This window comes from Anaeromyxobacter dehalogenans 2CP-C, from assembly GCF_000013385.1.
In the GTDB taxonomy this organism is placed as follows: Bacteria; Myxococcota; Myxococcia; order Myxococcales; family Anaeromyxobacteraceae; genus Anaeromyxobacter; species Anaeromyxobacter dehalogenans_B.
The window spans coordinates 3,514,079-3,539,622 of the sequence record NC_007760.1 but is presented as its reverse complement, the minus strand read 5'-3'; the positions used below and the strand labels follow the sequence as shown (position 1 = coordinate 3,539,622).

The window sequence follows — 25,544 nt, the reverse complement described above, 5'->3', positions numbered from 1 at the left end:
GCGGGCGCGCTCGGCCGTCGCCGTCACGGCGGGCGCGGGCGGGCCGGGTTAAGGTTCCGGCCATGTTCGCGCCCATCGTGCTCGCGGCCGGCGGCTCGTCGCGGATGGGCCGCAGCAAGCTGCTGCTCGAGCTCGAAGGCGTGTCGCTGCTCCGCCGCGCCGCGCGCGCCGCGGTGGACGCCGCGGTGGGGCCGGTGGTGGTGGTGCTCGGCGACGCGGCGGAGCGCGCCCGGGCCGAGCTCGACGGCCTCCCCTGCAGCATCGTCGCGGATCCCGCCCTGCCGTCGCGCGGGATGAACGCGTCGCTCGCCGCCGGCCTGGCCGCGGTGCCCGCCCCGGCGGCCGGCGCGGTGGTCCTCCTCGCCGACATGCCGCTGGTGGACGCCGCGGCGATCCGCGCGCTGGTGGAGCGCCACCGGGCCACCGGCGCACCGCTGGTCGCGACCCGATATTGCGACGCGCTCGCGCCGCCGGTGCTCTACCCTCGGGCGCGGTTCGCCGAGCTGGCAGCGGGCGGCGCGGGGGACGGGATCGGCCGCGCGCTGCTGCGGCGCTACCGGGCGCAGCTGGAGGCGGTGGACGCGCCGCCCGGCGCGCTCGCCGACGTGGACGGGCCGGCCGACCTGGAGCGCCTGCGCGCGCGGCTCGGCGAGGGAGGCACGCGGTGACCGATCGCGAGATCCTGGAGCGCGCGGCGGAGTGGAGCGCGGCGGGCCGGCGGGTGGCGCTCGCGACCGTGGTCGCGACCTGGGGCTCGTCGCCGCGCCCGCCGGGCAGCCAGCTCGCGGTGAGCGAGCGCGGCGAGCTGGCGGGCTCGGTGTCGGGCGGCTGCGTGGAGTCGGCGGTCGCGCAGGAGGCGCTGGAGGTGCTGCGCACCGGCGCACCCCGCACGCTCGAGTACGGCGTCACCGCCGAGCGGGCCTGGGAGGTGGGGCTCCCCTGCGGCGGGCGGGTGCGGGTCTTCGTGGAGCCGGCCCGCGCCGACGCGCTGGCGCGCGACGTCCGCGCGCTGCGGGCGCGCGAGCGGGTGGAGCGGGTGCTCGAGCTCGGCGCGGGCGAGACGTTCCGCCTGGTGCGGGAGCCGCCGGTGCGGCTGGTGATCGTCGGGGCGGTGCACCTCGCGCAACCGCTCGCGCGCATGGCCGAGGTGGCGGGCTACGAGGTGCGGCTGGTGGACCCGCGCCCGGTGTACGCGACCGAGGCGCGCTTCCCCGGCGTCGCCGTCGAGCGCGCCTGGCCGGAGGAGGCGCTCGCCCGCATCGGGCTCGACGCGCGCACCGCGGTGGTGACGCTGAGCCACGACCGCAAGCTCGACGACCCGGCGCTCGCCGCGGCGCTCCGGTCGCCGGCGTTCTACGTCGGCGCGCTGGGGAGCCGCCGCACGCAGGCCGGCATCCGCAGCCGCCTCCGCGAGGAGGGGCTCGGCGACGCGCAGCTCGCGCGCCTGCACGGGCCGGTGGGGCTCGACCTCGGCGGCGAGGCGCCCGCGGAGATCGCGGTGGAGATCCTGGCCGACCTGGTGGCGACCCTGCGCCGCGCGCCGGCGGCGGCGGCCGGGGCGCCCGCGAGCGGATCCCGGACGCACGACACGGAGGAGACGAGATGGCAAGCCTGAGCTTGCTCGTGAACGACCAGAAGCGCACCGTGGACGTCGCGCCGGAGACCCCGCTGCTGTGGGTCCTGCGCGACACGCTCGGCCTCACCGGCACGAAGTTCGGCTGCGGCATGTCGCTCTGCGGCGCCTGCACGGTGCTGCTCGACGGCGAGGCGGTGCGGAGCTGCCAGACGCCGGTGAAGGACGCGGTGGGCCGGCGGATCACCACCGTCGAGGGGCTCGCCGCCGGCGGCAGCCCGCTGCAGGCCGCTTGGGTGGAGGAGCAGGTGCCGCAGTGCGGCTACTGCCAGTCCGGGCAGATCATGCAGGCGGCGGCGCTGCTCACGAAGACGCCGGATCCCACCGACGCGCAGATCGACGCCGCCATGGACGGGGTGCTCTGCCGGTGCGGCACGTACCAGCGGATCCGCCGCGCCATCCACCGCGCGGCGAAGGCGAAGGGAGGTGCGCGATGACCGCCGGAGCGCTGGGTCGAAGGGACTTCCTGAAGCTCTCCGCCGGCGCCGGGCTGTGGCTGGCCGTGTCCGGGCCCGGGCGCGTGCTGGCGGCGGGGCCGGCGGCCTCGGCCGACGGCTTCGAGCCGTCGGTCTGGCTGCACCTCGCGCCGGACGGCACCACCACGATCTTCCTGGGCCGCTCGGAGATGGGGCAGGGGAGCTACACCGGCATGGCGGTGCTGGTGGCGGAGGAGCTGGAGGCGGACTGGACCAAGGTGAGGATCGTCCAGGGCGACGCCGACCCGAAGTACGGCGAGATGGTCACCGGCGGCTCGCGCTCGGTGCGCAGCGGGTTCCTCCCGCTCCGGAAGGCCGGCGCCGCGGCGCGCGAGGTGCTGCTGAAGGCGGGCGCGAAGCGGCTCGGCGTCCCGGTGCGCGCCTGCCGGGCCCAGGACGGCGCGATCGTCCACGCCGCGAGCGGCCGGCGCCTGGGGTACGGGGAGCTCGTCGCCGACGCGGCCAGGCTGCCGGTCCCGGCGGATCCGCCGCTCAAGGACCCGAAGAAGTTCCGGCTCATCGGCAAGCGCGTGCCGCGCCTCGACACGCCGCCCAAGGTGCGAGGCGAGGCGGTGTTCGGGATCGACGTGCGGGTGCCGGGCATGCTCCACGCGACGGTGGCGCGGCCGCCGGTGCGCGGCGGCAAGGTGAAGGGCTTCGACGCGGCCGCCGCCGGCAAGGTGCCCGGCGTGCGCAAGGTGGTGGAGGTCCCGAGCGGCGTGGCGGTGATCGCCGACTCGACCTGGGCGGCCATCCAGGGGCGCGAGGCGCTGAAGGCGACGTTCGAGCCGGGCCCGAACGGCGCGCTCGACGGCGCGGCCATCGCGCGGCTGCTGGCCGGGGCGAAGGTGGACCCGGAGCCGTCCCGCAGCGAGGGCGGCGACGTGCAGAAGGCGCTCGCCGGGGCGGCGCAGCGGGTGCAGGCGGTGTACGAGCTGCCGCTGCTCGCCCACGCCACCATGGAGCCGATGAACTGCACGGCCGACGTGCGCGACGGGAAGGCGGAGCTGTGGGCGCCGACGCAGGCGCCGCTCTGGGCCCGCACCGAGGTGGCGAAGGCGCTCGGCGTTCCCGAGGCGGCGGTGACGGTGCACGTCACCTTCCTCGGGGGCGGCTTCGGCCGGCGCGCGCTCCCGGACTTCGCGGTCGAGGCGGCGCAGGTCTCGAGGGCGGCGGGCGCGCCGGTCCAGGTCACCTGGACGCGCGAGGACGACATGCGCCACGACTTCTACCGCCCGCCGGGGCGGAACGAGCTCGCCGCCGGGCTGGACGCGAAGGGGCGGCTGGTCGCGTGGCACCACGTGGTGCGCAACCCGTCGATCGGGCAGCAGCTCTTCGGCAGCGCGCGCCGCCGCGGCGACCGGCCGGACACGGTGGAGGGCGCCGCCGACGTGCCCTACACGGCGGCGGTCGTCCGGGTGGACCACGCGCTGCCCGAGATCGGCGTGCCCCTCGGCTGGTGGCGGTCGGTCTACTCGTCGCAGAACGCGTTCGCGGAGGAGGTCTTCGTGGACGAGCTGGCGCGCGCGGCCGGCCAGGATCCGCTCGCGTTCCGCCTCGCGAACCTCCCGCGCGACAGCCGGCTGCGCGGCGTGCTGCGGCTGGCGGCCTCGAAGGCGGGCTGGGGCAAGCCGCCGCCGGCCGGGCACGCGCTCGGCCTCGCCTGCCACGCCTCCTTCGGCAGCTACGTCGCCCAGGTCGCGGAGGTGTCGGTGCGGAACGGCCGGATCACGGTGCACCGGGTGGTGTGCGCGGTGGACTGCGGCACCGCGCTCAACCCGGACAGCGTCGAGGCGCAGGCGGAGGGCTCGGTGGTGTACGGGCTCTCGGCGGCGCTGCGGGGCGAGATCACCGTGAAGGGCGGCGCGGTCGAGCAGGGCAACTTCGACGACTACGAGCCGCTGCGGATGAGCGAGATGCCGAGGGTCGAGGTGCACCTCGTCCCGAGCAACGCCGAGCCCGGCGGCATGGGCGAGCCCGCGCTCCCACCCATCGCGCCGGCGGTCGCGAACGCGGTGTTCGCCGCCACCGGGGAGCGGCTGCGCGCCCTGCCGCTCCGGCCGGCGAAGCGCACCGGGTAGGCGCGACGCGCGCGCGTTGACGGTGCACCGGGCGGTCGCGCAGAGTGGCCCGGTGCTCCCGCGCCGCGCCGCCCTCGTCGCCCTCGGCCTCGCGCTGGCGGCCCCGGCGCGGGCCGGGGAGCCTGCGCCGGGCGAGCGGCCTGCCTCCGCCGGGGCCGGCGGGCGGCCCGACGACCTGGTCGCGTTCACGGTGAGTGGCGGCGTCAGCCTCGGGGCCTACGAGGCGGGGCTGTCCTGGGCCACGGTCCGCTACCTCGCCACCGTCCGCGAGGGCCGGGCGGAGGTCGGGGCGCTGTTCCGGCCCCGGCTGGCGGCCGTGACCGGGACCTCCGCGGGCGCGGTGAACGCGCTCCTCGCCGCCGCGATCTGGTGCGCGCGGCCGGAGCGCGCCGGCGACGTGGACGACAACCTGCTCCTGAGCGCCTGGATCCACCTCGACTTCGACGAGCTGCTGCCGCGCTCGGCGGGACGCTACCGGCCCGGGGACGGCCTGCTGTCCGCGGCGCCGCTGGAGCGGACCGGCGCGCTCATCCGCTCGGCGCTGTTCGGCCCGGGGGCGGCCGGGGCCTTCCGCCCGGGGTGCCGCGTGCCGCTCGGGATCGCGGTGACCCAGGCCGACCCGCGCCAGCGCGACGTGGCGGGGCTCACCACCTCGACGCAGCGGCTGGTCCTCCCCTGGCGCCTGGACGTGGGGCCGGACGGCGCCGTCGCGGTGGTCCGCCAGGCGCTGCTGCCGGGGGAGCTGTCGGAGAGCGTGCTCGAGCTGGACGGCGTCCCCGCGCCCGGCGAGGCGGCGCCGTTCCGGCCGCAGGTGGTCGAGGACGCGCTGCTGGCCTCGGCGGCGGTGCCGATGGCGTTCGCGCCCCGGCGGCTGTGCTCGCCGGCGGACGACGGCGCGGTGGGCGTGCCCGGGCGGTGCCACGACTACGTGGACGGCGGCGTGTTCGACAACGCGCCCATCGGCCTGGCGGTGGACCTCGTGGACGCCGCCGGCGGAGGCAGCGTGCTGCACCCGGTGGTCTTCTTCCTGGTGGACCCCGAGCTGCGCCGCCTCCGGCCTCCGCGGGACGGCGCGGTCGAGGACGCCCCCGAGCACTTCACGCTGGGTCGCCACCTCAGGCTGTTCGGCCGGCTGCTCGCCACCGCGCGCAGCGCCGAGCTCTCGCGCACCATCGGGGCGAGCGGCTGGAACCGCACCACCCAGCGGGTCCTCCGCGACTTCGCCGAGGTGGCGGCGGAGTTCGCCGAGCTGAGCGCGACGTCCGCGGCGGCGTTCGCGCCGGCGCGCCCGCCGCGCCCGCCGGCCGCGGGGGGGCGGGCGGGGGCGGCGGTGAGCCGCGCCGCGTACGGGCGCGCGCTCTCCGCCTGCGTCGATCGGCTGGCGGCGGCCGCGCGGCGGGGCCCGGGCGAGCCGGAGCCGTGCGTCGCAGAGGTGACGGCGCTGACGCTCGCGGCGCCCGCCGCGGGCGACGCGCCGCTCCCCCCCGCCGAGGTGGTGCGGCTCGCCGACGGGCTCGCCGCGCTGCTCCGCGACGCGGCGACCGCGGCCCCCGCGATGCGCGCCGCGGCGCTCCGCGATCCGGGGACGTTCGAGGGGCGCTCGACGCTCGTCGCGTCGGTCCTGCTGTTCCTCGCCGACGAGGCGCAGGCGGTCTCGGCGAGCGGCCTGCCGGAGGAGGTGCTGCACCGGTTCCGCGCCGCGGTCCTCGAGCCGATCCGGCGCTCGGACGGGCTCACGCGCACGGCGGGCCTGCTGCTCGCGGGGCTGCTCGACGGGCAGCTCGAGCGCCTGGCGGCGGCGGCGCCCCCGGAGGTGGCGGCCGAGGCGCGCCGCGCCCGCGCGCGGCTCGCGGCGCTGCCCGGGGACGCCCTGCTCGACGTGGACGCGCTCCAGGAGACGGTGGCGGCGTCCTCCGCCCTGCTGGCGCGCGGCGCGTGGGACGCGCAGGCGATGACGGCGGCCTGGCGCGGCGTGCTGGGCGTGCTGGGGGCGCGGAACCGCTTCCTCGGGCTGTCCGCGCGGGTCGCGGCGCTCCGCGCCGACGCGGTGGCGCTCGCCGACCGCGCCGCCACCGAGCGCCGGCTGGTGGCGCCGAGCCGGTTCGCGCCGCTCGCCGGCGCCCAGCTCTCGGGCTTCGCCGGCTTCCTCGACCGGCCCCTGCGGCGCTACGACTACTACGCCGGGGTCTACGAGGCGGCCCACGGGATCGCGGTCGCGGAGTGCGCCGGCGGCCCGCCGGAGCCGGGCGACGCGGGCCCGGTCCGCCTGCGCGGCCGGCCGGCCGAGATCGATCTCACCGCGGCCGCGAGCCAGCGCTGCATCGGCCAGGCGCTGCGCCGCGCCGTGGACGTGCTCGGCGTCCGCGCCTCGCCGTACGCGAGCCAGGTGGTCGCGCGCCTCGCCGAGCTGGAGCTGGGCGCGTGGCTCGGCCGGTCCACCCGCGCGCAGCTGCTCCGCCAGGATCCGAGCTGGAGCTGGCTCGACGCGCTGGCGCCGCGCCCCGCGCCGCCCGGCGACCCGGTGCTCGCGACGCTGGACGCGCTCACGGCGCGGCGGATGCCGTGCCGGCCCGGCGACGCCGAGGCGCTCTGCCCCGCGGAGCTCGGCTTCGGCGAGTTCCTCGACGCGCTCTCGGCGCGCGGGTACCGCGCCGGGTCGGAGGGGCTGCGCCTCGCGATGCGCGACCCGGACGCCTGGTGGGCGGACACGCTCGACCGGCTGGCGGCGCGCGCGCTCGCGGTGGAGCGCACCGCGGTCGGCGCCGACCCCGGCCCGCTCTCCGGCGCGATGATCTCCGCGTTCGGCGCCGCCGAGCTGCTCTCGCGCCGCGAGGCCGAGCGCGGGCCGACGCCGCGGCTGGTGCTCGACCCGTCCACGCTCCCGGCCGCCGCGCCGCCGGGCCAGGCGGCGTGGCGCCCGCTGGCGGCCCGCCTCGTGCCGTACCGCCTCTCGCTCGACGTGTCGCGCGGCGGCTTCGGCCTCGCCTGGCTGGAGCCGGAGGTGCACCTGCGCCGCTGGCTCTCGATCGCCACCACGCTCGAGCCGGTCGCGTACCGGGCCGGCCACGACACCTGGTCGAGCGCGGCCGGCGCGGTGGCGCTCGGCCGCGCGCGCGGCTTCTCCTTCGGCGCCGGGCCGCGGTGGTGGGCCGACTGGGACGGTCCGTCCGGGCTGGGCGTCGAGGTCCGCCTCGCCGCGGTGCAGGACCGGTTCGCGGTGATCGTCGGCGTGCGCGAGCCCGGCGCGCGGTCCGGCCCGCAGGGCTGGTTCGTGGCGCTCTCGGTGGCCGACCTGAACGGCCTCGCCTACTGGCTCTCGCCGCTCGGCGCGGGCCCTTCCGGCCGCTGACCCGGCGCGCCGGCCGTCCCGCCCGCTCAGGACGCCGCCAGGCGGCGGTCGCGATCCCAGAGGTCGTCCGCCACGGCGCAGCCGTCGCAGCGCGGCTCGGGCGCCGCGACCGTCGCGAGCCGCCCGCAGCCGCCGCAGCGCGGGAGCCGCTCGCGCGCGTGCGCGACCGCCGCGGCGATCACGGCCGCGTCGCGCAGGATGCGGCGGTGGCCCAGGCCCTGCGTCGCGATCAGGCGCGCCGTCGGCCAGCCCTCGGCGAGCGCCGCGCCGTCCGCGAACGGGACCTCGCGGTCGCCGGGATCGTGGATCACGAGCAGCGGCGGCGCGCCGGGCGGCGCGAGCCGGGGGAGGTCGAGCGCGTCGGGCGAGACGCCGAGGCGGCGCTCCATCTCCGCCCCCAGCGCGCGCTCGGAGAGGCCCAGCTCGGCGGCCGCGTGGGTCACGAACCCGGCCGGCCCGCGCGGCGCCGCGATGACCACCGCCGCGTCGAGCTCCAGGCCGCGGACCGCCGCCAGCGCCACCGCGGCGCCGCCGAGCGAGTGGCCGACCGCGGCCCGCGCCCCGACCGCACGCGCGACCGTCTCGGCCGCGTCGGCGAAGTGGATCATCGACGCGATGCAGCCGCGCGAGGCGCCGTGGGCGGGCGCGTCCACCGTCACGGCGGCGCAGCCGGCCGCGGCGAGGGCCTCCGCGAGCGGGAGGAGCTGGCCGGCGCGGCCGCCCCAGCCGTGCAGGAGCAGCACCGCCGGGCCGCACCCGAGCCGCCACGCGCGCAGCGCCTCGCCCCGGACCCGGAACGCGAGGGGCTCGGCGCGCGCCAGCCCCGCGCGCTCGGCCTGCGGCGCGGGGTGGCGGGGCGGGGTGAGCAGCAGGCGCCCCGCCGCGCGGACCGCCAGGTCCGGGGCGACGGCCGAGACGGCGCGGAGGCCCGCGCGGGCGGCGCGAGCGCCGAAGGAACGAACGTTCGTGCTTTTTGGGGGCGGGCGGCTGACGGGCATGGCGATGCTCCTTCGGGCGACGACAGGGGACTACGCGGCGGGACGGCAGGAGGCGAGCAGGCGGTCCAGGGCGGCGCGCGCGCGCCGGTGGGCGCGCCGGTCGCCCAGGAGACGCAGCGCGAGGTGCGTGGAGAGCAGGATCCCGTAGATCTCGAACGCCACCTGGTCGGGATCGGTGGCGGCGTCGAGCTGGCCGGCGTCGCGGGACTCGCGCACCACGCGGACGAGCGTCGCGAGCCACTCGCGCTGGAGCGCGACGAGCCGGTCGCGCGCCGGCCCGGGCCGATCGTCCAGCTCGACGTTGGCCTGGACGAACACGCAGCCACCGGGCTGCGGCACCTCGGTCGGCCACCGCAGCCAGCGCTCCACGAGCGCGCGCAGGCGGGCCTCGCCGCGCGGCGCGGCGAGCGCCGGGCGCAGCACCGCCTCGACGAAGCGCGCGGCCGCGTGGTCGAGGAGCGCCACCTGCAGCCGCTCCTTGGAGGAGAAGTGCGCGAAGAGCCCGCTCTTGGAGAGGTCGAGCGCGTCGGCCAGGCGGCCGATGGTGACGCCCTCGAGGCCGACCTCGCTCGCGAGCCGGACGGCCTCGTCGAGGATCGCCTCGCGCGTCTCGGCGCCCTTGCCCATGCCGCCAAAATAGAACGGTCGTTCGTTTTCTGCCAGGGCGCCCGCGCCCGGGCCCCTCCTGGGCGGCACGGGGGCGGGCGGCCGCTCGAGCTCAGCGCGGCGTGCCGCGCCGCACGGGCGCGTCGCGGGCGGCCGCGCGCGCGAACCATGCGGACGCCGGCCCCGCGTCGGCCTCGCGGCCGGCGGCGCACAGCCGGATCTGCTCCACGGCGCGCGCCACCATCGGCTCCACGCCCGGCAGCGCCGCCGCGCGCCCCGCGAACAGCGCCTCGACCCGCGCGGCGTCCTCACCCGAGCAGGCGCCGGACGCGATCGCGGGCAGCCGGGCGGCCATGAACGGCGGGAGGCCCGCCGCCCAGGCGTCCACGTTCTCCGCGAGCAGCGCGAGCCGGCGTGCGGCGAACGCGGGGTCGCCCCGGACCGCGTGCAGGTCGAGGACGGCCCCGACGCGCTCGAGCAGCGGGAGCTCGTCGCCGGCGACCACCGCGGCGAAGCGCCGCGCGAGGTCGGGGTCGTCCGCCGCCGCGAGCGCCGGGAGCAGCCGCTCGCGGGTGGCGAGATCGGACGCGCTCCGGGCGCGCGCGAGCACGGCGTCGAACGCCGGCCGGCCGAGGTCCTGTACCGCGACGGCGAGCGCGATGGCGACGAGCTCGGGGTCCACCGCCTCGGGGTGGAGCTTCCCGTCGGCCATCCCGGCATAGGCCGCGCCCCGCCTCGCCGCCTCGCGCCGGACTCCGGGGTCGCGGCCCGTGACGGCGAGCAGGCGCACCACGCGGCCGCGCAGGTCGCGGACGGCGCCGGACTCGCCGGGGCGCGCCGACCACCCGAGCCGGGCCAGCACGGGCCGGTAGAGCCGTCGCGCCACCGCCTCCACCGCCGGACGGTCCGCAGGCGCCACCAGCCAGTCGTGGGCGTGCTCGAGCGCCTCGATGGGCGCGGCGGCGACCTCGGGTCGAGGGTCGCGGGCCAGCGCGGTGAGCGCGTCCATCGCGTCCGCGTAGGGCAGCGCCCCCGCCCGCGCCGCGGCCGCGACCGCCCGCGCGAAGGAGAGCCGCTCGAGCGTGCCCAGCCGCGCGAGCCCCCGCGCGCGCAGGCGCGCCAGGTCGGCGGGCGGGAGCGCCCACGCGTAGTAGCCCGCCGCGCCGGCGTCGGGCATGAGCCACGCCGGACAGCCCTCCGGGAGCGCCAGCGTGCCCTCGGCCTCCTCCAGCAGCGTGCAGCGCTCGCGCACCGCGCCGGCGGCCTCGTAGCGCAGGCACACCGGGATCCGCCAGGCGCCGCCCGCGGGCACCGCGGAGCCGCGCGGCAGCGCCCGCGCCTGGCGCAGCCGGACCCGTGCGCCCGAGGCCTCGCAGGCGACGGCCGCCTCCACGCGCGGCACGCCCGGCTGCGAGAGGAAGGTCCGGAACGGCCCGGCCACGTCGCGGCCCGCCGCGGCGGAGATCTCCGCGAGCAGCGCGTCGGTGGACCCGGTCCCGTCCTCGTGGGCCGCCAGGTAGCGGCGGACCCCGTCGCGGAACGGCACCTCGCCCACCCAGCGCTCGATCATCCCGAGGAGCGCCGCGCCCTTCTGGTAGCTCATCGCGTCGAACTGCCCCTCGACCTCCTCGATGCGCGCGAGCGGCTTCAGGATGGCGCGCGTGGCGGCGAGCTCGTCCTGGCGCATCGCCCGCGTCGTCCCGCGCACGGCGGCCACGTCGGCGCCCCAGGACGGCTGCCAGCGCTGGACCGCCCGCGTCCCCATCCACTGCGCGAAGGACTCGTTGAGCCAGATCTCCGTCCACCAGGGCAGCGTGACGAGGTCGCCGAACCAGTGGTGCGACATCTCGTGGGCCATGGTGTCCGCGATCCAGCGGCGCTCGTCCGGCCCCTGCCGGCGGGCGTCGAACAGGAGCGCGGACTCGACGTAGGAGATCGCGCCCGGGTTCTCCATGGCGAGCGGGAACCCCGGGAGCGCGATGTGGTCGAGCTTCGGGTAGGGGAACGGCGTGCCGAACCACCGCTCCAGCTCGGGGAGGAGCGCCTGCCCGGCCTCGCGCGCGAACGCCACGTCGGCGGCGCGGCGGCGCGGCACGACGTAGCGGACCGGCAGCGGCGTCCTGCGGATCTCGTTCGGCGGCGCGGGCGCGTCCACGACGTCGTACGGCCCGACCGTCCAGAACACCAGGTACGTGGGGATCGGGCGGGTGGCCGAGTAGCGGACGCGGCGGAGGCCGCCCGCGGCGGGCTCGCTGCCGCGCTCCGGGGCGTTCGAGATCGCGACCAGCCCGGCGGGAACCGTGAGCGTCACCTCGAACGGCGTCTTGAACCGGGGCTCGTCGAAGCACGGGAACGCGCGGCGGGCCTCGACGGCCTCGAACTGCGTGGACGCGTAGAGGTCGTCCCCCTCCCGCGCGCGGAAGGAGCCGGCGCCGGTCGGGCCCCAGGGCGCCGACCAGGCCAGGCGGATCGTCGCCGGCCCCGGCCCCACCGCCCGCGGGAGGTCGAGCCGCGCGACGCCCGACGGGTGGACCTGCGTCAGCCGGCCGGGCACGCGTTCCCCGCCGGCCTGCTCCACCGTGACCTCCGAGACGGCGAGGTCGCGCGCGTGCAGCCAGATCCGGGCGAGGGGCCGCTCCAGCACCACCGCGATCTCGGCGCGGCCGCGGATGCCGTCCTCGCGCGCCGGCACGACCTCGAGGTCGAGCGCGTAGCGGACGGGACGCACGCCGCCGGGGAGCTGCAGCAGCGGAGGGCGCTCCTCCTCCGCGCCGGGACCCGTGGGCGCGGGCGCGCCGGGGGGCGCGGCTGCGGCGGCGGCCGCGCGGGCGCCGAGCGCCAGCAGGGTGGCCAGCGCGAGGAGCCGAGGGGAGCAACGGTCCGGCGGGGCGCGGCGCAGGGGCGTCACGTTCACCTCCGTGAGACGCCGACGATACGCCGTCGGCGCTGGCCGGGGAACCGCCTCGCCGGCCGCCCGCCCGGACCCGGGGCAACGCCGGGCTTGATCGCCGGGGCGCAGTCGGGTACGAGCGGCCGGACCGCAGTGCCCGCGCCTCGACGGCGCGACCGAAAGGTGCCGAGATGCCGAAGACCGAGCTGCCCGTCCTCGAGTTCGTCCTCACGAACTTCAAGAACTTCAACGCGCGCCAGACCCGCGACGCGCTCGTCGCCTACTGGCGGCACGTCGAGGCGGGCGGGAAGATGTTCTGGGCCGTCGCCGGCGCCATGTCCTCGGCGCAGCTCGGGCTGACGCTCGCGCCCGCCATCCGGGCCGGCCTCATCCACGGTTTCTCCGTCACCGGCGCGAACCTGGAGGAGTCGCTGTTCCGCCTGGTCGCGCACCACAGCTACAAGGACTTCCCCGACTACCGCTACCTCACCAAGGCGGACGACACCCGCATCCTCGAGGACCGGATGCGCCGGGTGACCGACACCAGCATCCCCGAGGACGAGGCGTTCCGCGCGGTGGAGAAGTTCATCGTCCCGATGTGGACGCGCGCCACCGAGAAGGGCGATCGCCGGTTCTGGCACGAGTACTTCTACGAGCTGATCCAGTCGATCGGCACGGACCTCCACGAGGGCGATCCCGAGGCCTGCTGGCTGCTCGCCGCCGCGCAGGCGAAGCTGCCCATCGTGGTCCCCGGCCACGAGGACTCGACGTTCGGCAACATCTTCGCCTCGCACGTGAAGAACGGCGAGTGCAGCCCCTCGATCGTGAAGTCCGGCATCGAGTACATGGCCGCCTTCTACGATCAGTACAAGGAGCTGTCGGCCGGCAAGGGCGTGGGCTTCTTCCAGATCGGCGGCGGCATCGCCGGCGACTTCCCCATCTGCGTGGTGCCGTCGATCAAGTACGACCTGGGCGAGCCGGTGAAGCCCTGGGCCTACTTCTGCCAGATCTCCGACTCGACGACCTCGTACGGCTCCTACTCCGGCGCGACGCCGAACGAGAAGATCACCTGGGACAAGCTCACCCAGGACACGCCCATGTTCGTGGTCGAGTCCGACGCCACCATCGTGGCGCCGCTGATGCTCACCGCGCTGCTCGAGTGCAAGCGCGCGCCCGCCGAGGCGAACGCGCTCATCGCGAAGCTCGCGAGGTGACGTCCGCTTTGGCGGACGGGGGGCGGGATCCCTGCTAGAAGGACTGGCATGGAGCTCCCGCAACCCCCGCGGACGGCGCACGCCGTTCGCCGGCTCGGGCTGGGGATGGCCGCGCTGGGCCGCCCCGCCTACCACACCATCGGACACGGCGCCGACTTCCCCGGGGGCCGCTCGCCCGAGCAGCTCCGCCGCCACGCGCACGCGGTGCTCGACGCGGCGTACGACGCGGGGATCCGCCACCTCGACGCGGCCCGCTCCTACGGCGCCGGCGAGGCGTTCCTGCGCGCCTGGGCGGACGCCCGCGGGCTCGGCCCCGCGGACCTGACCGTCTCGTCGAAGTGGGGCTACCGCTACGTGGGCGGCTGGCGGGTGGACGCCGAGAAGCACGAGGTGAAGGACCACTCGCTCGAGGCGCTGCGGCGCCAGCACGCCGAGTCGGTCGAGGCGCTCGGCCCGCTGCTCTCGCTGTACCAGATCCACTCGGTGACCGCGGACGGCCCGGTGCTCGGCGACGGCGCGGTGCTGGACGAGCTGGCCCGGCTGCGCGACGGCGGGCTGCGCATCGGGGTGACGGTGAGCGGCCCGGGGCAGGCCGAGGCGGCGGCGCGCGCGCTCGGCGTCGAGCGCGGCGGCCGCCCGCTGTTCACCTCGATCCAGGCCACCTGGAACCTGCTCGAGCGCTCCTGCGAGGCGGTGCTGGGGGAGGCGCACGCGTCGGGCCGCCTGGTGATCGTGAAGGAGCCGCTCGCGAACGGGCGGCTCGGGCCGCGCGGCGACGCCGGGGCGGACGGGCCGCTCGCGCGCGTGGCGCGCGAGGCCGGGACCACGCCGGACGCGCTCGCCCTCGCGGCCGCGCTCGCCCGCCCGTGGGCGGACCTCGTGCTGCTGGGCGCCGCCACCGTGGACCAGCTCCGCTCCAACCTGCACGCCGTCGAGCTGCGGCCGAGCGGCGAGGCCCAGGAGCGGCTCGCCGCGCTGGTCGAGCCGCCGGCGCGCTACTGGGCCCGCCGCGCCACGCTCGCGTGGACGTAGGCTACGCGGCGGGCAGGGCCGCCAGCGCCGCCGCCACCGCGCTCGCGAGCGGGGTGCTCGGCCGGCCGATGAGCCGCTCGAGGTCCCCGCTCGCGTCGTCGAGCTCGCCCCGGGCGACGCCCAGGTCCGCGTCCACCAGCGCGTCGGCGTACGGGCCCGGGATGCCGGCGCCGACCAGCACCGCCCGGTAGTCGGCCGGCGGCAGGTCGCGGTAGGCGACGGGCTTGCCGGCCTGGCGCGAGACCTCCGCGGCGAGGTCGGCCATGGTGAACGGCGCGCCGGCGAGCTCGTAGACGCGGTGCTCGTGGCCGGTGCCGGTGAGCACCGCGGCCGCGGCCTCGGCGTAGTCGGCCCGCGCCGCGGCGGCGATCCGGCCGTTTCCGGCGCTGCCCGCGATCGCGCCGTTCGCCAGCGCCGGCCCGAGGTGCTCGGTGTAGTTCTCGAGGTACCAGCCGTTCCGGAGCAGGACGTACGGCAGCCCCGAGGCGCGGAGCATGGCCTCGGTCTCGCGGTGCTCGACGGCGAGCATCACGCGCGAGGTGTCCGCGTGCAGGATGCTCGTGTACGCGACCAGCCGCACGCCGGCGCGCCGGGCGGCGTCCACCACCGCGCGGTGCTGCGGCAGCCGGCGGCCGACCTCGCTGCCGGAGATGAACAGCAGCTTCTCGACGCCGGCGAGCGCGGGCGCGAGCGTGTCGGGGCGGTCGTAGTCGCCCTTGCGGACCTGTAGCCCGAGGGCGGCGAGGTCGCCCGCCCGCCCCGGGTGGCGGACCAGGGCGACGAGCCCGGCGGCGGGGACGCGCTTCAGCAGGGCCTCGACGGCCCGGCGGCCGAGGTGTCCGGAGGCGGCGGTGACGGCGATCACGGGATCTCTCCTTCGGGCGCGAGGCGCCCGGGAACCGCGGCAATGCATACCCGGCGGCGGCCCGGTTCGCCCGGCCGGGAGCGGCCGCCCTTGACGCGGCACGCATCGACGGCTATCGAAGGCCCGCCAGGAGCGTCCATGCCGGTCCAGCTCACCGACGACGAGTTCTGCAGCATCGCGCGGGCGCTCGCCGACCCGCAGCGCTGCGAGATCCTCCGCCGCGCCGCCGTCGAGGGCGAGGTGGCGTGCGCCCAGCTGGTGGAGGGCGTCGCCCTCTGCCAGTCCACCGTCTCGCACCACCTGAAGGAGCTGGTCGGCGCGCAGCTCCTCGAGCGGCGCCGCGAGGGGCACTTCGCGTACTTCCGGCTCCGGCGCGACGTGATGGAGGCGTACCTGGAGGCGCTGAGGGCGCGCACGCTCGCGCCCCCGCCACCGCGCAAGCCCGCGGAATCCCGGGCGCGCGGCGCCTGATCGCCGGGCGTCGATCGCGGATTCGCCGGCCGCGTCCGCTTTCGGGGTGAAAATCGACGAACGTCGAATTAAGAGCCAGGGGTGCCGATGAACACCTGGTCCCTCGTTCCCATGTTGCTGGTCGAAAGTGCCATCCCGGCCGACGCGCGCCGCGCGCTCCACGCGTCGCTGCTGGTGCGCGACGCGCGCCGGGCTCGCGCCGCCCGGGCGCTCGCCGGGCGCATGCTCGTCGCCGAGCGCTGCCTCACGCCGGAGGAGGCGGGCGAGCTCGTCGGGGTGGACCCCGGCGACCTCCAGCCGCCGCGGGTCCCGCTCGCCGCCTGAAGCCGCGCGCGCCCTGCGGCGTGCGCTACGGGACGCGCTCGAACGCCTCGGACGGCGAGAGCGACACCGGGCACGTCTCCGGCGGCCGGGCGCCTCGCGCCACGTGCCCGCACGTGCGGCAGACGTGGAACGGCTCGCCCGGCGCGCGCAGGGCGTCGAGCCGCCCCACCGCCTCCTGGTACAGCACGACCATCTCCCGCTCGACCGCGTGCGCCAGCGTGAAGCCGAGCGCCGCCTCCGCCAGGCCTTCGCGGCGCGCCTGCCGGACGGCGCGCGGGTAGGACCCGAACCGCTCGGCGCTCTCGTGCGACAGCATCGCGCGAAGGTTGAACGGGGTGTCTCGCACCGTCCCCACCGCGGACGCCGCCGTCGTCACCGACCCGCCCAGGTGACGGAGCGCGGCGGCGTGCTGCTCCGCCCGGATCTGCTCGGAACGCGCGGCCGCCCGGAACAGGGCCGCCGCGCCGGCGTAGCCCTCGCGATCGGCGGCGACGGCGAACGCCTGGTAGCGCGCGTGCGCGTCGAGATCGCGCTGGTACGCCGTCTGGAGGTTCGCCTGCGTGGGGGAGGGCTCGGCGGCGAGCGCCCCTCCCGCGAGCAGCAGCACACACGTCCCCACCGCGATCGCATCCTTCCGCATCGTGAACCTCCGTCGCGCAGCCCGGACCGGCCCGGGGCGAGGGTCACGTTGGACGGCCGCGCGCGCGGGCGCCATCCGGCGCATGACGCATGGTCGGGCGGCCCGGGAGATCGGGCACTTGGCGGCGCCGGGCGGGCGGATGCCGGAGGGCCTAGCCCGGCTCGGGCGCGTCGAGCGCGAGCGCCCGCATCCGCTTCCAGAGCGTCCCGCGCGAGATGCCGAGCCGCCGCGCGGCCTCGGCCCGGCGCCCGCCGCAGGCCTCCAGCGCGGCCCGGATCTCGTCCGGCCCCGGCATGGCGCCGGGGCGGCGCGCGGCCGGGGCGCAGGCGCCGCGCAGCTCGGCGGGCAGGTGCTCCAGGCCGATGTCGCCGTCGCCCGCCTGCAGCGCCGCGAACTCGAGCACGTTCTGCAGCTCGCGCACGTTGCCGGGCCAGGTGCAGGCGGACAGCGTCGCGACCGCGGCGGCGGAGAGGGCGCGCGGCCGCCCGCCGGACGCGGGCGCGTGGCGCTCCAGGAACGCGGCGGCGATCTCGGGGAGGTCCTCGACGTGCTCGCGCAGCGGGGGCACCCGCAGCGGGAACACCGCCAGGCGGAAGTACAGGTCCGCGCGGAACCGGCCCGCGTCCACCAGCGCCCGCAGGTCGCGGTGGGTGGCGCAGACGATGCGCACGTCCACCGGCACCGGCGCGGAGTCGCCCACGCGCTCGATCTGGCGCTGCTCGATGACGCGCAGGAGCTTCACCTGCACGACCGGCGAGATGTCGCCGATCTCGTCCAGCAGCAGCGTGCCGCCGTCCGCCTCCTGGAAGCGGCCGCGCCGGTCGCGGAGCGCGCCGGTGAACGCGCCGCGCACGTGCCCGAACAGCTCGCTCTCGAGCAGGTTCTCGTTGAGCGCGGAGCAGTTCACGCGCACGAACGGGCCGGCGGCCCGGGCGCTGCCGGCGTGGATGGCCTCGGCGACCCGCTCCTTCCCCGAGCCGCTCTCGCCGTGCAGCATCACCGTCGCGTCGGAGCGCGCCACCAGCGCGATCATCCGGCGCAGCTCCTCCATGGCCGGCCCGCGCCCGAGCAGGCCCGAGGCCTGCGGCCGCGCGCCGGGGTCCTGCCGGCGGCCGCCGGGCGCGGGATCCACCGGGCTGAAGGACTCGAGCGCGCCCACCGCGGCGCCGTCGGGCGCGAGCAGCGGGACGGCGCTCTTCACGATGACGAGCAGGCGGCCGTCGCGCGTGCGCACCGAGCAGGTCTTCGAGGTGCGCTCGCGCTCCGCCATGCCGCAGCGGATGGGGCCGGCGCCGCAGGCGCAGCCGTGCACCGGATCGCCGGCGAGCAGCGAGCAGTCGCGCCCGAGCGCCTCGCCCGGCGCCCACCCCGTGATCCGCTCCGCGGCGCGGTTCCAGAAGGTGATGCGCCCGGCGGCGTCGGTGGTGAACAGGCCGTCGGGCAGCGCGTCGGCGACGGCGCGGAGCGCGTCCTCGCTGCCGAGGCCGAGGAACGGGAGGGGGGCGGCGCTGGGCGGGGACACGTCTCCTCCGGCGTTCACGTGAACGCCAGGTCGGAGCCGCGCGCGCCGGCGTGGGTTCCGCGCAGGGCTGCGGCGGATCGCCGCACGGCCGGATCTCGCGGGCTTCCGGACGGCGGGCCGGGCGCGGCGGCAGGCGTTCACCGGCGCCGGCGTGAACGAGACGGCGAACGTTCACGCGTGAACGCCCGGCGCGCCGGCCTCCCGCCGGCGGGGACGCCATCCGCCCGCGATGCCTCGGGACGTGGACGGAAGCGCGCAGGGCGCGGCGCGGCCCCCGGCGGGGCACGCGCGTTGCTCACCGGCCCCACGCCGTCCGCCCCCGGGCGCGCGGCGCGCCGCCACCGGCGGTGAACCCCGTTCCGAGGAGAACGTCTTGATCCGAACCGTTTCCATCCAGGGCCTCGCCCTGGCCGCCGCGCTCGCCGCGGCCGCCGGGCTGGGCGCCTGCTCGTCGAGCGACGACAAGAAGTGCCAGGACTTCTGCGGCGAGGGCGCCGCCTGCGTGGGCGGCGCGTGCGTCGCGGTCGAGGCGTGCAGCCCCGCCTGCGGCGCCGGGACCGTGTGCCAGGGCGCCGGCGCGTCGGCGACCTGCGTGCCGCTCCTCTCCAGCGCCTGCGCCGGCGGTTGCGCGCAGGACCAGGTGTGCATCGCGTCCGGCGGCACCGCCGCCTGCGTGGGCGTCTGCGGCGCCGGGCAGGCGTGGAACGCGGGCGCTCGGCGCTGCGAGGCCACCGCCTCCCTCTGCGGCCCGGGCCAGTCCTGGAACGCCACCGCGCTGCGCTGCGAGGTCACGAACATCCACGCGGCCTGGCTCACCGGCCCGTTCACGAAGGGTGAGGAGGTGACCGCCGAGTGCCTCACCTGCCACGCCGGCGCCGGCCAGGAGATGCTGGCCTCCGCCCACTTCCGCTGGGCCGGCCCGACGCCGGGCCTCCGCGACGCCGCCGGCAACCCGGTGGACGACGGGACCATCGGCAAGAAGGGGCTCATCAACGACTTCTGCGTGGCGGTGCCCAGCAACGAGGGGCGCTGCGGCGAGTGCCACGCCGGCTACGGCGACCCGGCGCAGAAGAAGCTGGCCTACCAGCTCGCGCCCGACGCAGGCCGGGTGGACTGCCTGATCTGCCACGCCGACCTGGCCACCAGCTACGTGAAGGCGCAGAAGAACTTCGGCGTCGCCGAGGTGAAGCCCGTGTCCGGCTGCACCCCGGCCTGCACCGCCGCGCAGGTGTGCCTGCCGCTCGCCGCCGGCCCGACCTGCGTCGCCCCCGGCTCGCCGGAGTACGCCGCGAAGCTCTCCGACGTCCTGCTGCAGGCCGCGCGCTCGGTGCGGCGGCCCGGCCGCGACAACTGCGGCAAGTGCCACTTCTACGCGGGCGGCGGCGACAACGTGAAGATGGGCGACCTCGCCTCGTCGCTGGCGGTCCCGGCCGGCCCCGAGGTGGACGTGCACATGGGCTCGGCGAGCGCCGGCGCGCCCACGCTGTGCGTGGACTGCCACGCGGGCGACGCCTTCCGCCACGACCGCATGAAGGGCACCGGCCTCTCGGTGGCCATGGTGGAGGAGGCGCCGCTCGCCTGCGCCGACTGCCACGCGCCGACGGCGCCCATCCACACCGCGAAGCACCTCGCCACCGTCGCCTGCCAGACCTGCCACGTGCCCGCCCTCTCGCGGCAGCTCGCCACGAAGACGAGCTGGAACTGGGAGCAGGCCGGCTACAAGGACTGCAGGTACCCCGGCGCGCCGCAGGCCATCGTGGACGCGTGCGTCACGAACCCGGCCAGCGCGGCCTTCGGCACGTCCAAGGCCGTCATCGACGGGGTGGAGGTGGACTACAACTGGCAGAAGGGCGTGTTCGTGATGGAGAAGGACGTGAAGCCGGCGTACCGCTGGTACGACGGCACCGCCCGCCACGCCACCATCTCGGGCGCCCTGGCCTCGTTCGACCCCGCCGACGGGCAGGAGGCCGGCGCGCCCATCGCGCTGTCCGAGCCCGCCGCCCGGCTGGGCGACGCCGGCGCACGCATCACCCCGTTCAAGCACATGGAGGGGCGCCAGCCCGTCATGATCGACGGCTCGTTCGCGATCGTGCCGCACGTGTTCGGCCAGTGGTCGCTGTGGGGCCTGAAGCCCGATCCGACCACCGCGGGCGCGTCGATCCCGGTCATCCCTGCGACGTCGGCAGCGCCGACCGGGCCGAGGTACGGCGATCACGCCACCTACGGCGCGTTCCTCGACGCCATGTGGAACGACGTGGTCTCGTTCGGCGCGGCCACCGCGGGGCAGGTCCCCGCCCTCGTCACCGTCGCCGCCGGCCAGGCCACGCGCGACGTCGCCGGCGACGTGACCGTGAACGCGCCCGGGCACGGGCTCGCCTCCGGCAGCTACAACGTGATGACGCCCGACGCCGGGTTCGCGCCCGGCATCAAGGTGGTCACGGCGGTGGACGCGAACACGCTGCGCTGGCACGAGGCGGCGCTGCCGGCGCCCGCCGCGCCGGTGGTCTCGACGCAGCCGGTGCGCCTCTTCCGCGCGCTCGTCCGCGGCGTGGACTGGCGCTGGGGCTCCACCGAGATGTTCATGAACGTGAACCACGAGGTGGCGCCGAAGGCGCAGGCGATCTCGGAGTGCACGGATTGCCACGGGCCGGGCGCGCGCGTCCCGGTCTGCGACCTGTACCAGGGCGCGGCGACCCGGCCGATCGGCTGTCCGTGACGCGCAGGTGAGGGGGAGGGCCGCGGTCCCGGTGCGTCCGGGGCCGCGGCCCTGTCGTCAGCGCACCGTGGCCGGCGCGGGGGGCGCGACGCGGCGGCGGCGGAGGCGCGGCACCGCCAGCAGCGCCAGCCCGAACAGCGCGAACGCGGGGACCAGCGTGGCCGGCCGGCCGTGCGGGACCGCGTCCACGAGCAGCTGCAGCGCGGCCAGCCCCAGCACCGGGTAGGTGAGCCAGGAGGCCTCCAGCCACTCCGGCCGGCGGCCCAGCGCCGCCAGCGCGAGCACCCCCGCGACGAGCGCCGCGGTCCGCGCCGCGGAGAGCCCCGCGGGCGAGCCGGCCAGCGCGGGCGCGGCGAGGCCCACCGCGGCGCCGCACAGCCCGGCCGCCGCCACCCCCACCAGCACGAGCTGCGGCGCCCGCTCGGCGCGCGTCGCGCGCCCCACCGCGCCGGCGCAGCGCCAGGCGGTGGCGAGGACCAGCGCGAGCACCGCCAGCGCCGCCGCCCCGGGCGGCTCGGCCGGTCCGGCCAGCGCCACCGCGGCCCCGGTGACGAGCCCGCCCGCGAGCGCCGCCGCCGCGGCCGCCAGCGCCGCGTGGACCGCGAGCGTCGCCCGGCGGAGCCGCCGGGCGAGCAGCGCCGCGCCGAGCCCGAGCGCCGCCCAGGCGATGGCCCGCGCGGCGCCGGAGAGGAGGAGCCCGCTGCCGCACAGCGCGAGCAGGAGCGCCACGCCGGCGTAGAAGCGGAAGTTCGCGCGGGCCGCGTCGCGCCGGTCGGCGAACGCGAACGCGACGCCGTAGGCGCCCGAGGCGAGCAGGAGCGCCGCCACGCCGAACCCCGCCGCGCCGCCCTCCGTCCGCGCGTCGAGCAGCGCCGCGCCGCCGAGGCCCACCGCCAGCGCGGCGGCCGCCTGGAACACCTCGAACGGCACCACCGCCCGCTGCAGGATCAGCGTGCGGACGGCGACGCTGCCGAGGTAGGCGGCGAGCAGGATCCCGAGGACGAGCAGCGCGGCCCCCGCGTCCTCGGTCCCGCGGGCGGCGCGCGCCGCGAGCGCCAGGGCCGCCAGATCGGCGGCGACCGCCACGGGCCACCGGGGGCCGTACCAGTCGAGCACGTAGCCCATCCACAGTGTGGCCGTCCCCACCGCCACCAGCACCAGGGTCGCCGGCGCGAACCGCCCCGAGGCGGCGGCGAGCGCGAGCGCGGTCGCGAGCGCGCCGAGCGCCGCGATCCACGCGAGCGCCGGCAGCCGACGCCGCGCCGAGACCGCCAGCGCCGGGCCGGCGAGCGCCGCGAGCGTCAGCGCCGCCGCGCCGGGGTCGAGCAGCCGGAACCGGGTGGCCGCCTCGAAGACGAGCGGGAACCCGACCAGCGCCGCGGTGAGGCCGTGGGCGACGGCGCTCGCGCGGGCCGGCCCGCCCGCGGCGGCGCCGCGCCCGGCCCGGTCCGCGAGCGCGAGCAGCGCCAGCGCGAGCGCGAGCCCGAGCGCCACCCCGAGCCAGGGCGGCAGCCGGCCGGCGTCGGTCACGGCGCGCAGCACGAACGCGCCGGCGAGCACGAGGAAGCTGCGGCCGGCGAGCGGGAGCGCGCCGGCGAGCGCGGCGGCCTCGCCGGCCGGACCGCGCCCGGCCGGCCCGGCGCCGGCCCTCGCGGCCGCGCCGCGCGACGCGGGCGCGTGGCCCTCCAGCGCGCCCACCCGCCGCTCCAGCCGCTCGACGGCCTCGGTCAGCTCCTGCAGCCTCGCCTCGATCGTCCCCGGCGCGCCGTCCGTCATGGCCCGCCTCCACGTGGTTCGCTATGGGTGAACGTCTCCCAGCCCGGGGCCCGTCGCCGCGGCGCCGCCCGGCGCGGCCGCGGCGTGCGCCTCCGGCTCCCCGTCCGCCTGCCCGGGCGGGTCGATGCCGAGCACCCGGTCGAAGATCCACAGGATCGCGAACGGCGCGAGCACCAGCGCGAGCGCCATGAGCACGCCCTCGCGGCCGAACAGCTCCGGCTCGTAGTGCGAGCGCAGGCCGCGCAGCGACTTCGAGAGGAGCTGCCCGCCGATCACGATGTTCCAGCGCATCGAGAACACCTGCAGCAGGCACAGCAGCGCCGCCGCGGTGGAGAGCGTGTTCCGGACGCGCGGGTGCAGGTAGCGGTTCATCAGCACCACCACCGCGAGCAGGATCATCGGGATGAGCCCTCCCACGATCATCTGCACCGTCACGTAGGAGAGCTCGAGCCGGGTGGTGATGAGCTCCGAGATGATCAGCCACGAGTCGGAGCGCTCGTAGGCCATCACCAGGATCTCGAGCAGCTCCAGCGAGAGCGTGAGGATGAGGAACAGCCACAGCCAGCGCGCCAGCGACGAGACGCAGGGCTGGTCCGCCGGCCGGCCGCGCAGCTTCGAGACCACCTGGTAGAGCACGAGGAGCAGCGCGATGCCCGACACCGCCGCGGAGACCAGGAAGATGATGGGCATGAGCGGGGTGGACCACCAGGGGTTCGCCTTGATGGCGCCGAAGATGAAGCCCACGTACCCGTGGAGCATGCAGGCGCCGGGGAGGCCGATGCCGGCGAGCACCGCGATGGCGCGGTGGTCCACCGCCAGCGCCTCGGGGCTGGTGTCGTAGGTGCCGAGCGCGAGCGTCGCGTAGAACGCGCGCGCCGCCCCGCGGCTGCGCCGGGCGCGATCGACGATCTCGCGCCGCCACACGAACCAGACCTCCAGCGCGAGGATGAGCAGGTAGCCGCCGTACAGCATGCCGAACCCGGCCATGGCGGAGGTGAAGTGCGGCGTGACCAGCACGAGCGGGCCGCGCTCCGGGTGGCCGAGGTGGAGCTGGAGCGGCAGCGACGCGACCAGCAGGAACGAGAACGACGTCGCCATGGCGAGGCGCGCCACCGGCCGGAGCTCGGCGCGGCCGAACAGGTGGAACAGGCTGGTCACGATGAACGCGCCCGCCACGAAGCCGGTGATGTACGGGTACATCACGATCATCAGGCTCCACCAGACGTGGACGTCGTTCGGGAACGCGAAGCCGCTGATCTGGGGCATCACCGCACCTCCCCGTCGAGGTGGAGGTAGAAGCACTGCGGCTCGGTGCGCAGGTGCGGCTGCAGCACCGCGACGCGGTCGTGCTCGATGGCGTGGCGCACCGGGTCGCCCTCGCGCCGCAGGTCGCCGAACGCGCGCGCGCCGGTGGGGCAGACCTCGACGCAGGCCGGGCGCAGCCCGCGGGTGATGCGGTGGTAGCACCACGTGCACTTCTCCGCGGTGTGCGTCTCGGGCGAGAGGAAGCGGCTGCCGAACGGGCAGGCCTGCACGCAGTACGCGCACCCGATGCAGCGCTCGCCGTCCACCAGCACCACGCCGTCCGGCGTGCGGTAGGAGGCGCCCACCGGGCAGACCTGGATGCAGGGGGTCTCGCGGCAGTGGTTGCACATCTTCGGCACGAAGAACGACTTCGTCGCGACGAACGCGACCTGGAGCGCCGGGAAGCCGTCCTTGCCGCCGTTCGGCGAGTCCACGCTGGTCCCGTCCATGCCGGTGACGTAGCGCTCGACCCACGTCCGGAAGAAGCCGTCGGGCACGTGGTTCTCGGCGCTGCACGCGCGCACGCAGGAGCCGCAGCCGATGCACCTCTCGGGATCCACCAGGTACGCCCAGCGGTGCTCCCAGGGCTGGTAGCCCTCGGCGGCCGGCGGCGCCGAGGCCGCGCCCTCCGCGGCCGCCGCGGGCGCCGCGGCGGTGGCGCCGGCGAGGAAGACCACCGCCCCGCCGGAGAGGAGCAGGACGTCCTCCAGGAACGCGCGGCGGCCGAGGACGCGCGGGGTCGAGGGGCCTCCGGTCGGCGCGGGGCACGGCGTGCGGTCGTCCATGGTTCGCCTCCGCTACGGCGTGGGAGCGTGGGGGTCGTGACAGGCGAGGCAGGCGCCGGCGTCGAGCGGGCCGTCCACGTGCTCCTCGAGCACCACCTGCGGGAACGCGGCGGGCCGGCCGAGCACCTTGCGGTGGCAGCGGGCGCACAGCGCCGGTGAGCGGTCCACCTGCGGCGCGGTCACGCGCCCGTCCGCGGCGACGTGCGCGAGGAGCGGCCCGTGGCAGATCTCGCAGCTCACCGCGCGGTGCGCGCCGGCCGCGCGGCGGCGCAGCTCGTCCTCGTGGCAGGTGCCGCACGCCGCCGGGCCGCGGTGGGCCGGGGTCCGCGCGCTCATCTGCTCCGCCACGTTGGCCCAGCGGTACGGGCCGTGGAGCCCGTAGGTGGGCGGGACCAGGAAGCCGCGGGTGATCCCGACGCCGGCGAGCAGCACCAGGACCACCAGCGCGGCGCGAAAGACGTGGCGTGCGTGCTCCATCACCGCACCTCCGGATCGGGTCCCTCCCGGTCGAGCGGCTCCGGGAGGAAGAGCCAGGCGAGCCAGCGCGCCCGCCGGCGCGGCCGGGGCGGCGCGAGCGGGAGGGGCTCGGGAAGGAAGAGCAGGCGGAGGAGGCTGCGCCGCTCGCACCGCGGCGGCGCCGGGGGGGGCGCCGGGGGGAGGGTCTCGATCGCGACGATCCTGCGGAGGCCGGCGATCAGGGCCGCGGTGCGAGGCGGCATGTGTGGAAGCGAAGCATGCGGCGCCTTGCCGCGGCAATCCCCCCGGTCCGCCGGCGCGCGGCGCGCTCGCCGCGCGGGCGCCGCAGGTGCGCGGATCCAGGGCGTTCTCCGCGCGCCGGTGCGCGGCGGCGCCGCACCGCGT

General features: G+C 77.6%; 21 protein-coding genes. 10 read left to right on the top strand and 11 right to left on the bottom strand.

Translation table 11 applies throughout. The features are described from left to right. The first annotated feature begins 62 nt into the window (after positions 1-62). The 5 genes from ADEH_RS16055 to ADEH_RS16035 are packed head-to-tail and all read left to right on the top strand — an operon-like array spanning position 63 to position 7,539. On the top strand, positions 63-668 hold the full coding sequence (locus ADEH_RS16055) for a nucleotidyltransferase family protein (RefSeq protein ID WP_011422156.1): 606 nt from the start codon (positions 63-65) through the stop codon (positions 666-668). After that, a complete protein-coding gene (locus ADEH_RS16050; RefSeq protein WP_011422155.1) occupies positions 665-1,615 on the top strand; it encodes an XdhC family protein in 951 nt (316 codons plus the stop codon). Before ADEH_RS16055 ends, ADEH_RS16050 begins: the two co-directional genes overlap by 4 nt. Beyond that, positions 1,603-2,070 carry a (2Fe-2S)-binding protein gene (locus tag ADEH_RS16045; protein ID WP_011422154.1) on the top strand — a complete coding sequence of 156 codons (468 nt, stop codon included), beginning with the start codon at positions 1,603-1,605 and terminating at the stop codon, positions 2,068-2,070. Before ADEH_RS16050 ends, ADEH_RS16045 begins: the two co-directional genes overlap by 13 nt. Next, entirely contained in the window at positions 2,067-4,190 is a 2,124-nt protein-coding gene (locus ADEH_RS16040; RefSeq protein WP_011422153.1) for a xanthine dehydrogenase family protein molybdopterin-binding subunit, read from the top strand. Before ADEH_RS16045 ends, ADEH_RS16040 begins: the two co-directional genes overlap by 4 nt. Before the next feature lie 52 nt (positions 4,191-4,242). Continuing rightward, positions 4,243-7,539, top strand: a complete 3,297-nt coding sequence (locus ADEH_RS16035) for a patatin-like phospholipase family protein (RefSeq protein WP_041453608.1) — start codon at positions 4,243-4,245, stop codon at positions 7,537-7,539. Between the two features lie 26 nt (positions 7,540-7,565). Here ADEH_RS16035 and ADEH_RS16030 read toward each other — a convergent pair whose 3' ends face one another. The 3 genes from ADEH_RS16030 to ADEH_RS16020 all read right to left on the bottom strand — a co-directional run bounded on the left by ADEH_RS16030 (position 7,566) and on the right by ADEH_RS16020 (position 12,051). Continuing rightward, on the bottom strand, positions 7,566-8,537 hold the full coding sequence (locus ADEH_RS16030; protein WP_011422151.1) for an alpha/beta fold hydrolase: 972 nt from the start codon (positions 8,535-8,537) through the stop codon (positions 7,566-7,568). A gap of 30 nt (positions 8,538-8,567) precedes the next feature. Next, positions 8,568-9,164, bottom strand: a complete 597-nt coding sequence (locus ADEH_RS16025; RefSeq protein WP_041453607.1) for a TetR/AcrR family transcriptional regulator — start codon at positions 9,162-9,164, stop codon at positions 8,568-8,570. A gap of 91 nt (positions 9,165-9,255) precedes the next feature. Then, positions 9,256-12,051: a M1 family metallopeptidase gene (locus tag ADEH_RS16020; RefSeq protein WP_041453913.1), complete on the bottom strand. Its 2,796-nt coding sequence runs from the start codon at positions 12,049-12,051 to the stop codon at positions 9,256-9,258. Between the two features lie 173 nt (positions 12,052-12,224). On the opposite strand from ADEH_RS16020, the gene ADEH_RS16015 reads away from it, so the two are divergent. Next, a complete protein-coding gene (locus ADEH_RS16015) occupies positions 12,225-13,247 on the top strand; it encodes a deoxyhypusine synthase family protein (protein ID WP_011422148.1) in 1,023 nt (340 codons plus the stop codon). A gap of 48 nt (positions 13,248-13,295) precedes the next feature. Then, positions 13,296-14,279, top strand: coding sequence for an aldo/keto reductase (locus ADEH_RS16010; protein WP_011422147.1), 984 nt, complete (start codon positions 13,296-13,298; stop codon positions 14,277-14,279). Position 14,280: 1 nt separating this feature from the next. Here the strand turns inward: ADEH_RS16010 and ADEH_RS16005 are convergent, their stop codons facing one another. Continuing rightward, on the bottom strand, positions 14,281-15,144 hold the full coding sequence (locus tag ADEH_RS16005) for an SDR family oxidoreductase (RefSeq protein ID WP_041453606.1): 864 nt from the start codon (positions 15,142-15,144) through the stop codon (positions 14,281-14,283). A gap of 138 nt (positions 15,145-15,282) precedes the next feature. Here ADEH_RS16005 and ADEH_RS16000 point away from each other — a divergent pair, with 138 nt between their 5' ends. Beyond that, positions 15,283-15,615: an ArsR/SmtB family transcription factor gene (locus tag ADEH_RS16000; protein WP_011422145.1), complete on the top strand. Its 333-nt coding sequence runs from the start codon at positions 15,283-15,285 to the stop codon at positions 15,613-15,615. An 87-nt stretch (positions 15,616-15,702) separates the two neighbouring features. Next, the gene (locus tag ADEH_RS15995; protein WP_011422144.1) at positions 15,703-15,939 is read left to right on the top strand and encodes a hypothetical protein; all 237 of its coding nucleotides are present in this window, start codon (positions 15,703-15,705) and stop codon (positions 15,937-15,939) included. A 25-nt stretch (positions 15,940-15,964) separates the two neighbouring features. Here ADEH_RS15995 and ADEH_RS15990 read toward each other — a convergent pair whose 3' ends face one another. Together ADEH_RS15990 and ADEH_RS15985 are read right to left on the bottom strand one after the other, a co-directional pair. Further along, a complete protein-coding gene (locus ADEH_RS15990) occupies positions 15,965-16,579 on the bottom strand; it encodes a rubrerythrin family protein (RefSeq protein ID WP_011422143.1) in 615 nt (204 codons plus the stop codon). 151 nt (positions 16,580-16,730) lie between these two features. Continuing rightward, on the bottom strand, positions 16,731-18,101 hold the full coding sequence (locus ADEH_RS15985; protein WP_011422142.1) for a sigma-54 interaction domain-containing protein: 1,371 nt from the start codon (positions 18,099-18,101) through the stop codon (positions 16,731-16,733). 373 nt (positions 18,102-18,474) lie between these two features. Here ADEH_RS15985 and ADEH_RS15980 point away from each other — a divergent pair, with 373 nt between their 5' ends. Further along, positions 18,475-20,817: a hypothetical protein gene (locus ADEH_RS15980; protein WP_011422141.1), complete on the top strand. Its 2,343-nt coding sequence runs from the start codon at positions 18,475-18,477 to the stop codon at positions 20,815-20,817. 57 nt (positions 20,818-20,874) lie between these two features. Here the strand turns inward: ADEH_RS15980 and ADEH_RS15975 are convergent, their stop codons facing one another. Genes ADEH_RS15975 through ADEH_RS15955 form a run of 5 tightly spaced genes read right to left on the bottom strand, consistent with a single transcriptional unit; the run spans position 20,875 to position 25,402 of the window. Continuing rightward, positions 20,875-22,593 (bottom strand): hypothetical protein, encoded by a 1,719-nt coding sequence (locus tag ADEH_RS15975; RefSeq protein ID WP_011422140.1) that lies wholly within the window; start codon positions 22,591-22,593, stop codon positions 20,875-20,877. Positions 22,594-22,614: 21 nt separating this feature from the next. Continuing rightward, positions 22,615-23,859 carry an NrfD/PsrC family molybdoenzyme membrane anchor subunit gene (nrfD, locus tag ADEH_RS15970; protein ID WP_011422139.1) on the bottom strand — a complete coding sequence of 415 codons (1,245 nt, stop codon included), beginning with the start codon at positions 23,857-23,859 and terminating at the stop codon, positions 22,615-22,617. Beyond that, positions 23,859-24,683, bottom strand: a complete 825-nt coding sequence (locus tag ADEH_RS15965; protein WP_011422138.1) for a 4Fe-4S dicluster domain-containing protein — start codon at positions 24,681-24,683, stop codon at positions 23,859-23,861. Before ADEH_RS15965 ends, nrfD begins: the two co-directional genes overlap by 1 nt. 12 nt (positions 24,684-24,695) lie before the next feature. Continuing rightward, positions 24,696-25,160: a hypothetical protein gene (locus ADEH_RS15960; protein WP_011422137.1), complete on the bottom strand. Its 465-nt coding sequence runs from the start codon at positions 25,158-25,160 to the stop codon at positions 24,696-24,698. Next, the gene (locus ADEH_RS15955; protein ID WP_041453605.1) at positions 25,160-25,402 is read right to left on the bottom strand and encodes a hypothetical protein; all 243 of its coding nucleotides are present in this window, start codon (positions 25,400-25,402) and stop codon (positions 25,160-25,162) included. The genes ADEH_RS15960 and ADEH_RS15955 overlap by 1 nt, the downstream gene beginning before the upstream one ends. Positions 25,403-25,544 lie beyond the last annotated feature (142 nt).